Here is a 15,677-nt window from a genome sequence, read left to right on the forward strand (position 1 = left end):
CGGAAAGAGAACAACTGCATGCCACAGCTCCTGCGAAGAGCTCGTGCACTGCTGACAACTCGCCGCGCCCGCCGCACGGTCGGGCCACACCTGCACAAGCAGCCGCCCGATCGGCCCGAGGGGGGCCGGCCCGAGCAGGCAGGCCCCCCGTTGCCTGCCGCTCTCCTCGCCGCACCGGGAATCGTTTCCGTGGAAGCCGAGGGCGGCCTTCGGGCGGCTCGCAGCGGAGACAGCACAACGGTCCTCCGCGCGCGTGAGGAGAATCTGCGCGTGGTGGAGCGGGTGCTGGAAACGGCCGGTGTCGAGTACTTCGCGGTGCGTGGGTATTCGTCGAGATCGGCGGTGGTGGGTGTGCCTGCGCAGCTGCGGGATGCAGTGATGGGCGCATTGGCACGCGAGGCACGGACCGAGCCCCTCTACGCCTCCGCACAGGCCGAGCAGTCCGCCATTGGCTACGCGGGGCAGCCAGGGACCTGGGCAGCGCTGACGCAGGAGCAGGTCATCCGGGTCACCGTATTTCACGCGTCCGAGACCGACAGCTCCGTCCTCGGCACATCGTACGGCTGCGACATCGAGTTCTGGCGGGAAGAAGGCGACGAACTCGTCGCGCCGCGGAACAACCGCATCACCGACCGACTGCCCCGCTGCGAGACCACGACCGAGGCACCGGGCCACCTCTTCACCGAGTTCGCCTGCGCGGACAACATGCCACCGCTTCAACCGGTACGCACCCGCAAGGCATTCACCATGCCGCTTGCGACGGACGTCCATTTCCCGGTCGATGCCGTCTACACCTGGGTGGATGGCTCGGATCCCTCGTGGCAGCTGCGGCGCAACGGAGTGGAGAAGGACCCCTACCACCCGCAGGCGGACTGTGCGGAGCGTTACCAGAGCCGGGACGAACTCCGCTATTCGCTGAGGTCACTTGAGCGGTTCGCGCCATGGATCCGGCGGGTCTACCTCGTGACGGACCAACAGATCCCCTCCTGGCTGAACACCGACCACCCCAAGGTGACAGTGGTTGACCACCGGGAGATCTTCACGAACCCCGATGCACTACCGACGTTCAACTCCCACGCGATCGAAAGCCAGCTGCACCACATCCCGGGGCTCTCCGAGCATTTCCTCTATTTCAACGACGACTTCTTCCTGGGACGGAGCATCTCGCCCGGAGGCTTCTTCCTGGCCAACGGCACCGCCCGCTACTTCCCCTCACGGGCACTGTTGCCCATCGGCCCGCCGACGCCCGAGGACGAGCCCGTCTCCGTCGCCGGCAGGAACAACCGGGCGCTTCTGGAGGCCCGTTTCGGCACGGTCATCACGCAGAAGATGAAGCACGCGCCGTGCGCACTGCAACGCAGCACCCTGTACGAAATTGAGGAAGCCTTCGCCGCGGAACACGACTACACCGCACGCAGCAAGTTCCGCAGCGAGTACGACCTGTCGATCCCGACCTCGCTGCATCCTCACTATGCGTTCCTCACCGGCCGGGCCATCCCCGCGACACTGCGCTACGAATACATCGCCTTGTCGGCACCCGACGCGCCCCTCAAGATGCAGAGGCTCCTGCGCAAGCGTCACTGCCATGCCTTCTGTCTCAACGACGTGGCCCCCGACAGCCCAGGCCAGGAAGGACAAGAAGGAACGGATCCGGACCTGCTCGCCGACTTCCTGCAGGAGTACTTCCCCCGCCCCAGCCTGTTCGAGAAGGACACCGGGATGACTCACGACTGGGCCGATGCGCGTCATCTCGGCAATGGCCAGGCGACCTACGCCAGCGGGAACCGACCGATCTAGTGTTCTGACCGGGAGGGTTGGCCGGGAGGGTTGACCGGTTGGCGGGTGCGGCGGGTGCGGCGGGTGCGGCGGGTGGATGTGCAGCCATTCGCCGCCGTGCGGGTCCGCCCGGCCGGCAGGCCATCGCGCGCCCCGCCGATGGGCGACCGCGACAAGGACACCGAGATCCTCGCCCTGCGAGCACAGCACCCGCCGGATCCGGATCCTTGGCACCACCGCACATCCCACCGCGGCTTGGGTCACCCCAGCCGCGGTGGACGACCCAGCAGGCACGCAATCTCACCGCCGGCCTCGGCGCCCGCATCGAGTTGCTCCGCTTCGTGCTCCTCGACCGCGACAGCAGACACACCGACTCCTTGTGAACCCGTCCGAGATCTTGACTCGCTGGGCGAGCAGGCGAGCCGGCGGTATCCGGACGGATTGCCGCACCACGGACTCATGTGGTCGCCGACGCCCGCCCCTTCTCGTACACGACCAGGCCTTGCGACAGCCCCAGCGGCACCAGGACCAGCTCCACCACGACCGCCTTCCAGGCATAGACGACATTGACGAGCTTGGTCGGATAGACGCACGGAAGATTCAGCAGAACCTGCCTCAGCGGCACCCGCCGTCTGCGCGCGGCGTAGATCAACGGCGGCAGAGTCAGCGCGATTTCGGACCCGAACCACCAGCCGAATGTCTCCAGGGCCGGACGGCCGAACCCGAACGTGAGCACCAGGGGCGCACCCCACCACAACGGGGCCAGCAGAATCTCCATCAGCGCGAGGGTCACCCACAACGCGAGCATCGGCTTGCGCAAGGCCAACTGACCGGTGTGCAACCGCACGTTCTGACAGAAGCCCGCCATCCACCTCCACACCTGCTTGCGCAGATACAGCAGGCTCTCCGGGTCGGCCGCCCAGGCCACCGCATCACCCACATACACCGCGCGCCGCCCCGCGATCTGCTGGGACCAGGTGAAGTCCATGTCCTCCACGATGGTCCGCTCGGGGAACCCGTACTCACCGAGGGCGCTGCGCCGGAACATCGAGCAGCACCCCGAGCACACCATCGGGCTGCCGGCGCCCGCCTGGATCGGCCGCTGCCAGTGGAATCCGTGCAGATACTCCACCGACCGGCCCCGCTCCCACAGCGTGCGGGCGAACCGGGTCTGCACATTGCCCGCCGCGATCGTCACGCGCGGATCGGCGAAGACCGGCGCGACCTTCTCGATGTAGTCGGGCGCGAGCACCGTGTCCGCGTCCACCGCGAGGACAAGCTCCGAAGTGCAGTGCGGCAGCGCGTGGTTCTGCGCCTTCGCCTTGCTGCCGAGATTGCTCCGCGGGCGCAGCACCTCGGCGCCGTACCGTCGCGCGACCTCGCCGGTGGCGTCGGCGGACGCGTCGTCCACCACGATCACCCTGCGCGGCGGCACCGTCTGTGCCGCGATCGACTCCAAGGTCGCCGGGAGTCCGGACTCCTCATTGTGCGCGGGCACGATCACCGTCACGTCATGCATGGCCACGCCCCTGTACGAGCCGCCGCAACCCGGCCTTGACCAGCACGAAGGCGCCCACCACCGCGTACACAAGAACGCTCACTCCGACAACCGGCAGTCCACTGCCCATACCCGCTCCCCCGTCATCCGCTCGGCCACTTCTTCGCTTCGGCGCTTCGCCGTCGCACACCCCGAAAGTAGCCCGGTGTCAGACGCGGAACGCCGGGCCGCCACGATCTGTGGACAGCCCGGCGCCTGTGGACAACTCCCCCACCCGTACGAGGAGTTGATCGACCCACCGAACGGTGGTAGCCGCCGGGATTTCCGGCGAAGAGGACGACAGCGCCCTGGCGTAGCGATTGATCGCGTTGCGGAAGGCGACTTGCGACGCGAAGATGCTGGTCAGAGAAGTGAGCATCGCGGTCGGGTCGGCGCCGGCCACAGCCGCCGCCCGCGACTCCCCGTACCTGGCCCGGGGAATGGTCCGGTCAGGCCGCTTGGCCTCGGCCCGGTACAGGGCGGCGGCCTCGAAGCACATGAAGGCGATGCCGAGGGCGGCGAAGACACCCGATCCGTCCCACCCCGGCCGGGCACGGCGATCACGAGGACGACGAGGAGGAGTGTCTCGATGATGAGAAGGAAGCCGAGGACGCGGGCTCTCAGTTCAACGCCTCGACGCCTCGGCGTCCCCGGAGCCAGAGGGCGGAAAATGCCCCGGGTGGATCGAGTGCTTGCTCCCGCTACGGCCGCCATCGACTGCGGACGAAGCCGCTCGGAGAACCAGTACAGCGAAGACCCGGCGCTCAGACGTCGTCGACGGAAACTCCCGCCTCCTTACGAAAAGGGCTTCGGCCGCGCGGGCGGAGCGATACTGGTGGTGGCGGTCGCCCCACCGACCGGGCCCGCCTCGGACGCGGGCCCGGTCGGTGGGGACGCACCTTTGTCGATGTCTCCGAGGAGAGCCGTTCATGACCACGGCGAAGGACCTGTTCATCATCGCCATGGACCTGAAGCATTCCGTGGGACAGGGCGATCTGTCCCTCGCACTCGCGGGAGCCGAGCTGATCGATCTCATCGGTGCGGGAGCGGTCGCCGTGGACGGCGACCTCATCGTGCCGGGTGGACAGCCGACGCTGGACGATCGGCTCATGGGCGAGGCTGCGGCAAGGCTCACTCGGCAGGCACCCTACGAGCGGATCGAGGACTGGCTGTGGCGTCGGGGGCGAGACCTCTCGGCCGCGTACCAGGCCACCCTGGAAGCGAACAGTGAGCTGAAGCCGCGGCGAAGCGGCCGGTTGCCCTTCGGCTCGGAACGCGTGGAACTGGTCGATACGCCCGCGCGCCGCCGTGCGGCCGACCGCTGGAAAGAGAAGGAACCCGTCCTGACCGCGCTCGCCTCGGTCGTGGGCATCGGCGATGAACGATCCGGCGATGAGCCCGGCCTCGATGACGAGGCGGTGACGACCGTACTGGCCGCCGTCCACGACGCGGTGATGGAGCTGGAGGCCGTACGCCAGAGGCGGGCCATCGAGAACGCGGCCTTCGCCAACCTCTGGCGCGGACCATGAGCCGAACCAGCGCGGTGATCGAGCACGGCACCCGCCACGTCCGGCTCCTTGGCACCACCGCACGCACCACCGCACGCACCACCGCAGAGCCCGCCGCACACCCCACCGCACACCGGGGGCAGTGAAACTCGATGGGGCTCCGTAACGGGCCCCTCCCGTGACGCCCATCAGCCGTCTCTACGTTCATGAGTTGAGTGCAGTTCTGTCCATCCGCTCCCCGGAGAGGAGGGCGCGCTTCATGACTTTCCCGCTCCCCGTCCTTGGCAGCTGGTCCACGAACTCGACGATGCGGGGCCGTTTGTACCGGGCGATCCGCCCTTCCAACCACGCTCGGAGCGTCGCGCTGTCGAGCGTCTCGCCGCGACGCAGCACGACGAAGGCCTTGACCGTCTCACCCCACGCAGGGTCGGGCACGCCGATGACCGCCGCCTCGAGGACGGCAGGATGCGTCGCCACCACGTTCTCGACCTCGACGGAGTAGATGTTCTCCCCGCCCGAGATGATCATGTCTTTGAGCCGGTCCTTGAGATAGAGGAATCCCTCGTCGTCGAGGCAGCCGATGTCCCCGGTGCGAAACCATCCGTCGGGCGTGATCGCCGCAGCCGTCTCCTCGGGCTTGTTGAGGTAGCCGGGCGTCAACTGCGGGGTACGCAGCCAGATCTCTCCGTCGGCGCCGGGCGCCACGTCCTCCCCCGTACGCGGGTCGACGACGCGGCACGCGCAGTTGTCGAGGACCTCCCCGACCGAACCGGGGTGCCCCGCTGCGTCCCCGTACCGCCTCAGAGGCTCGATGGCGACACCGGCGCAGGTCTCGGTGAGCCCGTAGCCCTGCGAGAAACCGGTGTGCGGCAGCATCTCCATCGCCTGCTCGACGAGCGTGTCGCCCGCCGGCGCGGCGCCGTAGATGACCACCTCGAGCGAGTCGAAGTCGTGCACCGCGACCGCGTTTTCGGCCACGAGGCGACTCAGTATGGTCGGCACGAGGACGGTGTGGGTGACGCCGCGTTCCTCGATGACCGTGCCCAGTTCGGCGACGGACGTCCCCGACGGTACGACGAGTTCGCCGCCCACGTGCACGCTGCACACCACGGAACTCATGCCGCTCACATGGAACATCGGCAGGCACGCGAGAAACGTCATGTCCGGGTGCATGCGCCAGCGGCGCGTGGCCTGAACGCAGGTGTGGCTGAGGTTGCGTTCGAGCAGGGGGACGCCCTTGGGCGAACCCGTGGTGCCGGTGGTGTACAGCAGGAGGACCGCCGACTCCGGGTCCTGATCCGGATCCTGGTTCGGGTCCTGGTCCTGGTCTTGATCCGGGTCCTGATCCGGGTTCGGGTTCGGCGGCGTGTGCGGGTCGCCGTCTGCGTACCACTGCTCGAAGGGTGTCGGCCCGTGACCAGGGCCGTCGAGCCAGATGACGCGCTCCCGCGGGCCGATCAGATGGGCGAACTCCCGCTCGGCGAAGACGAGGACCGGAGCGCTGTCGGCGAGGACGGCCCGGCTCTCCTCCGGTCCGAGGCGCCAGTTGACGCACACCAGCTGTGTCCCGCTCCAGGACGCGGCATACACCAGTTGCACGCACGGCAGCCCATTGCGCGCGAGCACCGCGATCCGGGATCCGCGTGCGACGTGGCCGTCCCGCAGGGTGGAGGCGATGCGGGCGACGTCGGCGGTGAGTTGGGCATAGGTGCGCGTACCGGTCGGGGTCGTGACGGCGCGGTGGTTCGGCCGCCGGTGACAGTGGTGGGCCAGGGTCCGAGCCAAGGTCACGGGGGAAGTCCTTCCGCTCACGGCGGTTCGAGGGGCTGCTCCGGGCGTCGGCGGGAGAACCGGCGCGCATCGCTCAATAGATCAACTTGATCCAACTTCAATTTGCTTGTGATGCTAGGCCCGTTGAACACGCCCGGCAACAGTCCGTCATGAGGCAGGCAGGCCAAACCCTGAACCGACTTCATATCCGACTGGAACCCGGCACGTGCCCGGGCTCCAACCCATCGGAGGGTTCGACATGTTGAACCATTGACATGTATGTGACCCGCTTCTACGCTCCCGCACGCACCGCTCCATCGACGATCCGTCAGATTCGGAGGACGAGGATGGCCTCGCGTTCGGTGAACAGATCACCCGTGCCCCGAAGAGCCGTACTCGGCACCGCCCTGGGAGGGGCGACAGCCGTGGCACTGTCCGGGACGGCCCACGCCGCAGAGCCCTCCGCGGATGACGACACAGCGACCAGCGGGGGCGACAGACACGCCTGGAAGCTCCGAGACACCATGACCGGCGACGGCGCATGGGAGGAATTCCTGCGCGGCCAGGACCTGTTGTGGACCAAGCTGCCCACCCGCTGGTACGACGGGCCCTTCCTCGGCGACGGGCTGCTCGGCAGCATGATCTACCAGGAACCCGACGCCAACCAGGTCCGTTTCACCGTTCAACACGGCCGCGTACAGGACCACCGGCCCGAGTTCGGCAGCGGCTGGGGCACGGCCCGGCTGCCCGTCGGGCACCTCACGCTCGAACCGGTCGGCACCATCACCGCCGTCGACTGGCGCCTGAGCCTGTGGAACGCCGAACTCACCGGCACCGTCACCACCACCGCGGGCACACTCACCCTCGCCGGCCTCATCCAGGACGAGGTGCTGGCTCTGCGCGCCACGGCCGACGGCGGCGAGGAGGTCCACTGGACCTTCCACCCCGAGGAGGCCATCAGCCCCCGGAAGATCCAGGAGGACCCGCCCGCCGGGTACACCGCCAACCCCGCCTGGACCACCAGGACGCGCGACGATGGCACCGAACAGGTGCTCCAGCCGCTGACCGGTGGCGGCCGGACCGCCACGGCGTACCGGCGCAGCGGCGACGAACTGCTGCTCAGCGTCGGACACAGCTTCCCCTCCGACACCGCGGCCGAGTCCGACTCGCTGCGCAATCTGCGGCGCGCGTCCTCGTACAGCCGCCTCAAGGGTCGGCACGCCGACTGGTGGCACGCGTTCTACCGGAAGAGCTTCGTGTCGTTCCCCGACCAGCGGCTGCAGAGCTTCCACTGGATCCAGCTCTACAAGGTGGCCAGCGCCAGCCGTGCCGGCGCCCCTGTGATGGCGACCCCCGGACCCTGGCTGGAGCCCACGCCCTGGCCCGGGGTGTGGTGGAACCTCAACGTGCAGCTGGAGTACTGGCTCATCCACGGCTCCAACCACCTGGAACTCGACTCGCTCGCCACCACGGTGCGGCAGGGCCAGGAACAGTTCATCGCGAACGTCCCCGCCGCGTACCGCTCCGACAGCTCCGGCGTGGGCCGCAGCTCCGACATGTTCGCCACCCGCGAGGTGGGCGAGCCCGGTACGGGGGCCGAGACCGGGGACCTCACCTGGGCGCTGCACAACGTCTGGCTGTCCTACCGGCACACCATGGACGAGTCCCTGCTGCGCGACACCGTCTTTCCGGTGCTGCGCCGGGCGATCAACTACTACCTGCACTTCCTCGACCCCGGCAGCGACGGCAAGCTCCATCTGCCGTCCACGCTGTCGCCCGAGTACCCCGTGGTGCCGCCGCAGGACACCAACTACGACCTCGCCCTCATCCGCTGGGGCTGCCAGACGCTGATCGAGTCCGCCGAACGCCTCGGTATCGACGACGAGTTGATGCCACGCTGGCAGGAGGTGCTCGCCAAGCTGGTGCCGTATCCGGTGAACGACGACGGCTTCATGATCGGCGCCGACACACCGTACGCCCAGTCCCACCGGCACTACTCGCACATGCTCAGCGTGTACCCGCTGTACCTGGTCAACTGGGAGCGGGCCGAGGACCGCGACCTGATCACGAAGTCGGTGGAGCACTGGCACGCGATCACCGGTGCGCACCGCGGCTACAGCTACACCGGGGCCGCCTCGATCTACGCGTCGACCGGCGACGGCGACACCGCGCTCACCTATCTGCGGAAGTTCTTCGACCCCGACACCAGCTATCCGTGCCGGGCCAACACGCACTACACGGAGGCGGGTCCCGTCATCGAGACCCCGCTGTCGGCCTCGCAGTCCCTGCACGACATGTTCTGCCAGAGCTGGGGCTCAGTGGTCCGGGTCTTCCCCGCCGTGCCGAGCGCGTGGGCAGACCTCACGTTGCACAACTTCCTTACGCAGGGCGCCTTCCTGGTCAGCGCCGTGCGCAAGAAGGGGACCACGCGGTTCATCCGCGTCAGGAGCCTGGCGGGCGAGCCGCTCAAGCTTCGCCACGGCCTGAGCGGGTCGCTCACCGTACTCCTGGACGACGGAACTCCGGCCGACACGGAGGACCTTGGCGACGGCACCCTCGCCATCGACCTGCCCAAGGGCCGCGAAGTCCTCGTCCACGCGGGCGAGCGTCCCGACCTCACGGTCGGGCCCGTCGCCATCAGCGAGCCGGGCGCGGCCTGGGGGCTGCCGTAGGCGCTGCGTAGGTGGTGCGGCGGCACAGCCGCACCAACAGACCGGATCTCCCAGGGAGAGTGTCATGGCGGTTCCCCTCAGACCCCTGGTCGCCGCGCTCTGCGTCGGCCTCGTGGCCACACTGTTCACCACCGCGCCGACGAACGCGCGGGCCGAAGCGCCATCGGACGCCGAAGCCTGGACCGTGTCGGCGGCACCGGGCGCGCCCCGTGCGCGTATCGCCCTGGACGAGGACACCGGAGCCGTCAGCCTCGCGGTCACCCGCGGCGGGCGTACGGTCATCGAGCCCTCGCCCGTGGGCATCGTCACCGAGAGCGCCGACCTGTCCACGTCCCTGCGCTCCCTCGGGCGCACGGACCGGCAGATCGACGAGCGGTACCGGACGAAGTCCGGGAAGCGGCTCGAGCGCAGGGTCCGCATGCAGGAGACCCGGCTGTCGTTCGGCACGGCGGCCGGGGACCGGTTCGACCTCGTCGTCCGTGCCTCCGCGGACGGGATCGCCTACCGGTACGTCCTGCCCGCCGGATCGGGCGACGTCCTGCGCGAGACCTCCGCGTTCAACCTGCCGCCGGACGCCGACGCCTGGCTCGGTACCTACCGGGCCGACAACGAGGGCCAGTTCACCCAGTACACCGCCTCGACCGCGCCCACCGGTGAGTACTCCGACCAAGCGCTGTTCGCGACCGCCGGTGGCTACACCCTGCTCGCCGAGTCCGACCTCACCGGCGCCTATTCGGGCGCCCGGCTCGCCCACGACCAGGGCTCGGGCACGTATCGCATCAAGCTCGCCGACGACCGGGTCGACGCGGAGGGCCAACTCGCCACCCCCTGGCGGGCCATGGTCACCGGAGACCTCGCCACCGTCACCCGCTCCACCTTCACCGACGACCTCGCCCCCGGCTCCAAGGTCACCGACTCTTCATGGGTCCGCCCCGGCTCCGTGCTGTGGACCTGGCTCGCCGGAGGCCGCGAGGCCGGGCAGAGCCTGGCGGCGCAGAAGAGTTACGTCGACTACGCGGCCGAGCGGGGCTGGCCGTACGAGGCCGTCGACGCGGGCTGGTACTACAAGCCCGGCGAGTGGGAGACCACGGATCCCGACTGGCAGACCAACAGCTGGATGCCTGAACTCGTCGACTACGCCCGCGACAAGGGCGTCGGCATCGTCGTCTGGATCCACCATCGAGACCTCGACACACCACAGGAGCGCGCCCAGTGGCTTCCCACGCTGGAGCGGTGGGGCGTCAAGGGCGTGAAGATCGACTTCATGGACTCCGAAACGCAGTCCATGCTCCAGTGGTACGACACGATCCTCCCTGCGACCGCCGAGCACCACCTCATGGTCGACTTCCACGGATCGACCATCCCGAAGGGTATCCAGCGCACCTGGCCCCACGTCATGACCCTGGAAGGCGTCGCCGGCGAGGAGAAGCGGACCAACACGGCCGCCCACCTCACCACTTTGCCGTTCACCCGCAATGTCATCGGCTCGATGGACTTCACGCCCGGCGCCTTCCAACGCGTCGGCCTGCGCCCCAACTCCGACGCGGCCGAAACCGGACTCCCGGTCGTCTACGAATCGGGCCTGCAAATGTACGCGGGCACTCCCGAGTCGTACGACGCGCGGCCGCTCGCACGCGAGTTCTTCGACCAGCTCCCCGCCGCCTGGGACGACACACGGCTCCTTTCCGGGAAGCCCGGGAAGGAGGCGGTCCTTGCGCGCCGCAGCGGCGAGCGCTGGTTCCTCGGCGGTGTGTACGCAGGCGCCGCACACACCGCCGAGGTGCCCCTGTCGATCGGTTCGGGGCAGTGGCTGGTCGAGACGATCAGGGACGGCGCCGACGGACTCGTAAGGAAGCGGCAGGTCCTGCGTGGCGGCGAGACCCTCGGCGTCGACGTCGTGGCCAATGGCGGCTTCGCGGGCATCGCGTGCCCGTGGCGGCCGGGGGTCACCAACTGCGCCCGTTGAGATGTCCTTCAACAGCCTTCGTACGACGTCACGTTGGAGGAGGCCCCCAGGGCCGTGGCTGTACAGCGAGGACGACGCCTTCCGTACCTGGCACTGCCCTCAGCCGCGGGCCTGACCCCACGTCAGTGATACCTCCACGCATGACCTGGGCCTTCTCTTCTCCCCTTCGCGGGTCACGGCCTGGCGTCCCACGGGCGACCACCTATGAAACACCGGGTCCGAATTGAGTCACGCGGTCACTGACCAGTCTTCACAATCGGGCGGCGGAAGGCGCCCCGGTAGGCGGTTGGGGTCATGCCGATCTGGCGGCTCAGGTGTTGGCGGAGCGACTCGCCGGAGCCGAGGCCGCTGCGGCTGGCCACGTGGTCGACGGTGAGATCTGTGGTCTCCAGCAGCTCGCGGGCCCGCAGCAGCCGCTGCTGGAGCAGCCATTGGAACGGGGTCACACCAGTCTCGGCTGTGAAACGGCGGGTCAGGGTCCGCACACTGACCTTGGCTTGACCGGCCAGGTCGCGGAGGGAGATCGGCTGGTCCAGGTGCTGCAGTGCCCAGATACGGGCCGCGTCCAAGGAGGAATAGGTCTCGGCCGGGAGTGGGGTCTGTACGAACTGGGCCTGCCCGCCGTGGCGGACCGGGGTGACGACGGCGGCACGGGCCGCCGCGTTTGCCACGGCCGCGCCGTAGTCGGAGCTGATCAGGTGCAGGCACAGGTCAATCCCGGCGGCTGAGCCCGCGCCGGTGACGATCGGCCCGTCCTGGGCGAAGAGCCGGTCGGCATCCACGCGCACCGAGGGGAAGGCGCGCTGCAGTTCCTCAGCCAGGCCCCAGTGGGTGGTGGCGACACGGCCGTCGAGGAGCCCGGCCTGGGCGAGGACGAAGGCACCGCTGCAGATCGAGGCAACACGCTTGCCCCCGGCGGCCGCCTCCCGCAACGCGTCCAGTGCGGCCGGCTCGGCGTCATGTCGGCTGGCGGTCGAGGGGACGATCACCGTGTCCGCCGCCGCGACCGTCTGAAGGCCGTTCCGGACCACCACCTCGATGCCGCCGGATGCGGCGATCACGCCGGGCGTGGCGGTGCACACCGTCACCTCATAGCCGGGGCGTCCGTCGAGTTCGGCGGCGCCGAGCAGCGCAGACGGCATGGACAGGTCGAAGGGCTTGATCGCGGGAACGGCCAGGACGGCGACACGACGCATGGCTAGATCCTTGGAGGCCATGGCTTTCGGGCCACTAATCTACCCTGCGTCCGCACGGCAGAGTTGGGCGTGCGGACGGGCCCTCCGTGAACCGCGTTTCCCCCTTTGGGGAAGCGTTCCATTTTTGAAGGTGAACGGAGACAAGACCATGGGTGGATCAGTCGTCATCGGGGCGGGCGCGACCGGGGTCGCGACCGCCAGGCAACTGGCCGACAGCGGCAACCGGGTCCGCCTCATCACCCGCAGCGGCAGTGGTCCTGACTACCCCGGCATCGAACGGATCGCTCTGGATGCAGGCCGTACTGACGAGCTTGCCGAGGCGCTGGCCGGAGCGACCACGGTCTTCAACGCCGCCATGACGGCCTACCAGACCTGGCCGGAGACCATGCCGCCGTTGTTCGCCTCGATTCTCGCCGCAACCGAGCGAGCCGGGGCCGACTACGTGATGCTCGGCAACCACTACGGCTACCAGCAGACCACCGGGCCGGTCACCGAGCGCACCCCGATGGCCCCGCACACTCGAAAGGGCAGAGTGAGGGCCGAGCTGTGGCGGCAGGCCAAGTACGCCCACGACCAGGGCCGACTGCGGGCCACCGAAGTGCGAGCCGGCCAGTATCTGGGCCCAGGCGCAGTCTCGGCGTTCACGCTGCTGGTCGTGCCCCGAGTGCGCGGGGGTGAACTGGCTCTCGTCCACGGCAACCCCGATGCGGCGCACTCGTTCTCGTACGTCGAGGACGTCGCAGCAGCGCTGGTGACGGTCAGCAGTGACGAGCGGGCCTGGGGGCGTGCCTGGCACGCCCCGGTCATCACCACGACCGTGCGCCAGGCCGCGACTGAACTCGCCCAACTCCACGGAGCGCCCCAACCGCGGTTGGAGCCCCTCACCGAACGGGACCTGACGCTGCTGTCCTTCGCCGATCCCCTGTGGCGCGAGTTCGCCGAGATGAGCTATATGTCCGAGCGTCCATTCATCGTGGCCGACAGCGATATCCGCGACACCTTCGGAGCCAAGGCTTCAACACTCCGCGAAGCGTTGGCGGCCTGACCCGCGGTGGGCGGGGACTGCGCCCCAGGACCCGCCCACGCCTGGACATGAGGCGTGCGAGGTGCTCGACGATCGCCGCACAGTCCCGAACTGCGTAGGTGCGCATCAGGCCGAGGGTCCGCGCCGCGGCCACGTTCATCCGAGGCCGGCGAGGTGTTGAAAGTCCTTCACCGCTTCGCCGTCCGTGAGAGGTCATCGACATCCGCCGGCGTACGGGGGCGGGGCACGGTGAGTCCCAGGTCGAGGCGCTTGTCCATGTCGAGGCGGAACGTGCCGTACGGGTTGACGTTGGACCAGAAGAGCGCGGTCAGGCCGCGCCGGTCCTCGTCCGACAGCTTCTTCGCCCAAGCCGGTTCGGCCAGGACCTGCTGGACCAGCAGGGTGTTGACGTGGACGAGCGCGGACTGGAGCAGGTGCACGGCGAGCATCGTGGATTTCCCGACGCAGGCCGGGGCTGGCGAGGTAGTCGCAGGCGTCACGTTGTTACGACCGAAGGCGCCGAGGATGGCCGAGCGGTTGGTCGAGGAGATCCTTGCTGCCCTGGACGAGCAGACCGTCACTGTTCCGGGAACCGAGGCAGCCGCTTTGATCGTCCCGAGCCTGGCCGGATCGCTGGCCGCCGTGCTTGACCAGCGCAAGTTGCTGGCCGGGCGGATCGAGGAACTGCTGGAGACCCACCCTCTTTCGAAGGTCCTGACGTCCATGCCGGGCATCGGCGTCAGGACCGGCGCACGGATCCTGATCGAAGTCATCGAAGTCGGCGACGGCGGCACCTTCCCGAGCGCCGACCACCTCGCCGCCTACGCAGGACTCGCCCCCGCGACCCGCAACTCAGGCTCCTCGATCCGCGGCGATCAACCCTCCCGCAGGGGAAACAAGTAGCTCAAGCGAGCCTTCTTCCTCTCCGCGTTCACAGCCCTGGGCGACCCCGCATCCCGGGCCTACTACGACAAGAAGATTGGCCAGGGCAAGCACCACACCCAGGCCCTGCTCTGCCTCGCCAGACGCCGAGCCGACGTCCTCTACGCGACGCTCCGCGACGGCACCTTCTACGAACCTCAGCCGATGGCCTCGGTCACCTGACCAACGGTTCCGCGAGGAGGACTACTCGATCAGCCTCGACATCGAAACCGAGCACCGGATGGCCCGAGTCACTCTCCGGATCCATCAGCACCGGCTTACCCAAGTGCCGCCCAATGTCACGGAGGAAGCCGCAGAAGACATCCAGCCGCTCCTGCCCCTGCAACTCCCGCAAATTGACGTCGAAGTCGATCTCGTCGTCGGCGTAGAACCGGAAAATCGCCAGCACACCGGCAACCGGCCAGACCCGCAGGTTCGGGCACTCGGCATCCGCAGGACGTGCCAACACGGCCTCCGCGCGAGGCACCGAAAACACCGTCTCGCCTTCGGAGTACTGGCACTTCCAGCCCCTCTCAACGGCAAGATCGAGAACCGACTGCCAGTCCTCCACCGAGGCACCTGGGACACGCACATCCGGCAGCGACCCCATCAAGTCCGGATCGAAGAAGCAGCTCACGTCGTCCCACAGCAGATCGGCCATGTCGCCATGCTGCCCGCCTACCCGAACCAACGCAGCCCGGTTTCCCTCGACCAAAAAGATAGGGGCCCCGGCGCCCCGCTCACAGCGTCCAGGTGACCACGGCCGCTGCCGCCAGCAGGCCGACCCCACCCAGCAGACAGTCGACCGCGGCCCGCAGCAGCAGGAACTTCCGTCTGGCGAGTGCGGCCATGTAGCGCAGGTGCTCCGCGCGATAGCCCATCGCCAGGCAGTCATTGAGCTCCTCGCGGTTCAGCCGGGACCAGCTCGGCCAGCCCGGACCCCCGAGATCCGGCCGTACCGCGAGCAGGAGCAGCACCGTCGCGGCCAGTAGCGCCGCGCCGCCGAGGGCGCCGATCGCGACGGCCGGCCCCGACAGATGCAGATCCTTGACGGTCGAGCCGAGCGCAACGAGTACGGCCACGGACAGGGCCAGCAACAAGCTCGCCTTGCCCTCGGAGCGGGCAAGGTCGCTTTGCAGGGACGTGAGTGTCGCCGCTATACGATCCTGTGTCCTGTCGTCTGGTGGGGCAGGTTCGGTGGTTGTCATCAGCGCGTCGTCTCCCGCTACTTCGGACGATTTCCCTGGTGTCTCAGGTGCCGTGTGCGCTGGAGGATACGCCGGGGCCGATTGACGAACCGCCGCCTG

13 protein-coding genes and 1 pseudogene are annotated in these 15,677 nt (G+C 68.6%); 7 read left to right on the top strand and 7 right to left on the bottom strand.

Going from position 1 to position 15,677, the window contains the following annotated elements; all coding sequences use genetic code 11:
* The first annotated feature begins 18 nt into the window (after positions 1–18).
* Entirely contained in the window at positions 19–1,797 is a 1,779-nt protein-coding gene (locus tag OKJ99_RS18715) for a stealth family protein (RefSeq protein ID WP_326017743.1), read from the top strand.
* Positions 1,798–2,233: 436 nt separating this feature from the next.
* Here OKJ99_RS18715 and OKJ99_RS18720 read toward each other — a convergent pair whose 3' ends face one another.
* Positions 2,234–3,295: a glycosyltransferase family 2 protein gene (locus tag OKJ99_RS18720; RefSeq protein ID WP_326017745.1), complete on the bottom strand. Its 1,062-nt coding sequence runs from the start codon at positions 3,293–3,295 to the stop codon at positions 2,234–2,236.
* Between the two features lie 187 nt (positions 3,296–3,482).
* On the bottom strand, positions 3,483–3,812 hold the full coding sequence (locus OKJ99_RS18725) for a hypothetical protein (RefSeq protein WP_326017747.1): 330 nt from the start codon (positions 3,810–3,812) through the stop codon (positions 3,483–3,485).
* A gap of 430 nt (positions 3,813–4,242) precedes the next feature.
* Here OKJ99_RS18725 and OKJ99_RS18730 point away from each other — a divergent pair, with 430 nt between their 5' ends.
* Positions 4,243–4,842 (top strand): GOLPH3/VPS74 family protein, encoded by a 600-nt coding sequence (locus OKJ99_RS18730; protein WP_326017749.1) that lies wholly within the window; start codon positions 4,243–4,245, stop codon positions 4,840–4,842.
* Complete coding sequence (locus OKJ99_RS18735) at positions 4,839–4,967, top strand: hypothetical protein (protein WP_326017751.1); 129 nt, start codon at positions 4,839–4,841, stop codon at positions 4,965–4,967. Before OKJ99_RS18730 ends, OKJ99_RS18735 begins: the two co-directional genes overlap by 4 nt.
* Before the next feature lie 58 nt (positions 4,968–5,025).
* Here the strand turns inward: OKJ99_RS18735 and OKJ99_RS18740 are convergent, their stop codons facing one another.
* A complete protein-coding gene (locus OKJ99_RS18740; protein ID WP_326017753.1) occupies positions 5,026–6,612 on the bottom strand; it encodes a class I adenylate-forming enzyme family protein in 1,587 nt (528 codons plus the stop codon).
* A gap of 326 nt (positions 6,613–6,938) precedes the next feature.
* On the opposite strand from OKJ99_RS18740, the gene OKJ99_RS18745 reads away from it, so the two are divergent.
* Both OKJ99_RS18745 and OKJ99_RS18750 read left to right on the top strand, forming a co-directional pair.
* The gene (locus OKJ99_RS18745) at positions 6,939–9,263 is read left to right on the top strand and encodes a glycosyl hydrolase family 95 catalytic domain-containing protein (RefSeq protein ID WP_326017755.1); all 2,325 of its coding nucleotides are present in this window, start codon (positions 6,939–6,941) and stop codon (positions 9,261–9,263) included.
* A 64-nt stretch (positions 9,264–9,327) separates the two neighbouring features.
* Positions 9,328–11,229: a glycoside hydrolase family 97 protein gene (locus OKJ99_RS18750; RefSeq protein ID WP_326017757.1), complete on the top strand. Its 1,902-nt coding sequence runs from the start codon at positions 9,328–9,330 to the stop codon at positions 11,227–11,229.
* A 236-nt stretch (positions 11,230–11,465) separates the two neighbouring features.
* Here the strand turns inward: OKJ99_RS18750 and OKJ99_RS18755 are convergent, their stop codons facing one another.
* Positions 11,466–12,425, bottom strand: coding sequence for a GlxA family transcriptional regulator (locus tag OKJ99_RS18755; protein ID WP_326017759.1), 960 nt, complete (start codon positions 12,423–12,425; stop codon positions 11,466–11,468).
* A gap of 148 nt (positions 12,426–12,573) precedes the next feature.
* Here OKJ99_RS18755 and OKJ99_RS18760 point away from each other — a divergent pair, with 148 nt between their 5' ends.
* Positions 12,574–13,470, top strand: a complete 897-nt coding sequence (locus OKJ99_RS18760) for an NAD-dependent epimerase/dehydratase family protein (RefSeq protein WP_326017761.1) — start codon at positions 12,574–12,576, stop codon at positions 13,468–13,470.
* Positions 13,471–13,637: 167 nt separating this feature from the next.
* On the opposite strand, the gene OKJ99_RS18765 is transcribed toward OKJ99_RS18760, so the two are convergent.
* Positions 13,638–13,898 carry a Tn3 family transposase gene (locus tag OKJ99_RS18765; protein ID WP_326017763.1) on the bottom strand — a complete coding sequence of 87 codons (261 nt, stop codon included), beginning with the start codon at positions 13,896–13,898 and terminating at the stop codon, positions 13,638–13,640.
* Between the two features lie 67 nt (positions 13,899–13,965).
* Here OKJ99_RS18765 and OKJ99_RS18770 point away from each other — a divergent pair.
* Positions 13,966–14,553: pseudogene (locus tag OKJ99_RS18770) on the top strand (transposase); the annotation flags it as partial.
* On the opposite strand, the gene OKJ99_RS18775 reads toward OKJ99_RS18770, so the two are convergent.
* Positions 14,546–15,031: a hypothetical protein gene (locus OKJ99_RS18775; protein WP_326017765.1), complete on the bottom strand. Its 486-nt coding sequence runs from the start codon at positions 15,029–15,031 to the stop codon at positions 14,546–14,548. The pseudogene OKJ99_RS18770 and the gene OKJ99_RS18775 sit on opposite strands and share 8 nt — an antisense overlap.
* A 79-nt stretch (positions 15,032–15,110) precedes the next feature.
* Positions 15,111–15,452 (bottom strand): Pycsar system effector family protein, encoded by a 342-nt coding sequence (locus OKJ99_RS18780; protein ID WP_326017767.1) that lies wholly within the window; start codon positions 15,450–15,452, stop codon positions 15,111–15,113.
* Positions 15,453–15,677 lie beyond the last annotated feature (225 nt).

It is taken from the genome of Streptomyces endophyticus, assembly GCF_035798155.1.
Classification (GTDB): domain Bacteria; phylum Actinomycetota; class Actinomycetes; order Streptomycetales; family Streptomycetaceae; genus Streptomyces; species Streptomyces endophyticus.

Bases quoted from the DNA above. Each gene is read 5' to 3' on its own strand.
- OKJ99_RS18775 (WP_326017765.1), bottom strand. From the start codon at position 15,031: ATGGCCGATCTGCTGTGGGACGACGTGAGCTGCTTCTTCGATCCGGAC.
- OKJ99_RS18735 (WP_326017751.1), top strand. From the start codon at position 4,839: ATGAGCCGAACCAGCGCGGTGATCGAGCACGGCACCCGCCACGTCCGG.
- OKJ99_RS18720 (WP_326017745.1), bottom strand. From the start codon at position 3,295: ATGCATGACGTGACGGTGATCGTGCCCGCGCACAATGAGGAGTCCGGA.
- OKJ99_RS18750 (WP_326017757.1), top strand. From the start codon at position 9,328: ATGGCGGTTCCCCTCAGACCCCTGGTCGCCGCGCTCTGCGTCGGCCTC.
- OKJ99_RS18715 (WP_326017743.1), top strand. From the start codon at position 19: ATGCCACAGCTCCTGCGAAGAGCTCGTGCACTGCTGACAACTCGCCGC.
- OKJ99_RS18730 (WP_326017749.1), top strand. From the start codon at position 4,243: ATGACCACGGCGAAGGACCTGTTCATCATCGCCATGGACCTGAAGCAT.
- OKJ99_RS18725 (WP_326017747.1), bottom strand. From the start codon at position 3,812: ATGTGCTTCGAGGCCGCCGCCCTGTACCGGGCCGAGGCCAAGCGGCCT.
- OKJ99_RS18755 (WP_326017759.1), bottom strand. From the start codon at position 12,425: ATGCGTCGTGTCGCCGTCCTGGCCGTTCCCGCGATCAAGCCCTTCGAC.
- OKJ99_RS18760 (WP_326017761.1), top strand. From the start codon at position 12,574: ATGGGTGGATCAGTCGTCATCGGGGCGGGCGCGACCGGGGTCGCGACC.
- OKJ99_RS18745 (WP_326017755.1), top strand. From the start codon at position 6,939: ATGGCCTCGCGTTCGGTGAACAGATCACCCGTGCCCCGAAGAGCCGTA.
- OKJ99_RS18765 (WP_326017763.1), bottom strand. From the start codon at position 13,898: ATGCTCGCCGTGCACCTGCTCCAGTCCGCGCTCGTCCACGTCAACACC.